We start from the raw sequence: 1,362 nt of genomic DNA on the forward strand, positions 1-1,362 counted from the left end.
GACACTATCCCGTAAAGTGTGTAAGTAGAAAAGTTAGGCTTGGATTTTATAATCTGAGCCTTTTTTCAAAAATAAGCATAAATTGGTTTAAAACCAATCCCCAATTATGGATAGGCATTGTCCATTTTTTGGTAGCTTCTTTTAGAGCAAGATATACCGACTTTAAAACAGCATCATCCGTAGGAAAAGACATTTTATTTTTAGTGTATTTTCGGATTTTTCCATTGAGGTTTTCAATTAAATTGGTGGTGTAAATGATTTTTCGGATTTCGATTGGGAAGTCAAAAAAGACGGTTAATTCATCCCAGTTGTTTCTCCAGGACTGAATAGCGTATGAATATTTACTTTCCCATTTCTGTGCAAAGTCTTCCAAAGCGGCTTTGGCTGCATCTTTTGTAGGGGCAGTATAGATGTGTTTCATATCGGCAGAAAACTCTTTTCTATCCTTCCAAACAACATATTTGCAGGCGTTTCTGATTTGATGAACCACGCAGATTTGAGTTTGGGATTCTGGGAAAACCGAGCGAATAGTCCCTGTAAATCCATTCAAATTATCAGTGGCTGTAATCAAAATATCTTCGACACCACGAGCTTTTAAATCGGTTAAAACACTCATCCAAAAGCTGGAACTTTCGTTCTTTCCAAGCCACATTCCCAAAACTTCTTTTCTTCCTTCACGGTTCAAGCCTACGGCTAAATAAATGGTTTTGTTAATGACTTTGGAGTTCTCTCGAACCTTGAAAACAATTCCGTCCATCCAAACAATCAGATACAATTCGTCTAAAGGTCGGTTTTGCCACGCAACGACTTCACTGGCAACAGCATTAGTTATTCGAGAAATTGTTGACGTAGAAACCTCAAAATCATACATATCCCTAATCTGTTCTTCAATATCCGAAACGCTCATTCCTTTAGCATAAAACGAGATAATGATATTCTCCAAACCATCGATGATATTGTGTCTTTTGGGAACTAAAGCAGGTTCAAAACTCCCTTCTCTATCACGGGGAACTTTAATTTCGGATTCGCCAAATGATGATTTTATCTTCTTAGTTCCGTGTCCGTTTCGGTAGTTTCCATTGGTGGTTTTTTCGTGTTTTTCATTGTCAAGATGGCTGTCTAATTCAGCATCCAGCATATGTTCTACTGCTTTTTTGTGCAGTTCTTTGAAGAACGAGGTTAAATCTTCTCCGTTTTTGAAGGATTTGTAGAAATCCTTGTTGTTTAATAAATCTTCTTTACTGGTCATAACTGTATAATGTTTAAAAATAGTAAAAAGTTATTTCCGAAAAATTTTTTGAGCTTTGAGGGCTCAAAATTTTTCAGAATAACTTTTCTACTTACACAGTTAGTAGGACACTA

The 1,362-nt window shown here is 36.3% G+C and carries 1 protein-coding gene; it reads right to left on the minus strand.

The window, feature by feature from the left end:
- Positions 1-46 precede the first annotated feature (46 nt).
- Positions 47-1,249 carry an IS256 family transposase gene (locus tag H6W52_RS21015; protein WP_001747432.1) on the minus strand — a complete coding sequence of 401 codons (1,203 nt, stop codon included), beginning with the start codon at positions 1,247-1,249 and terminating at the stop codon, positions 47-49.
- Positions 1,250-1,362 lie beyond the last annotated feature (113 nt).

The organism is Chryseobacterium sp. C2(2020) (genome assembly GCF_014218915.1).
Lineage (GTDB): Bacteria > Bacteroidota > Bacteroidia > Flavobacteriales > Weeksellaceae > Chryseobacterium > Chryseobacterium mucoviscidosis.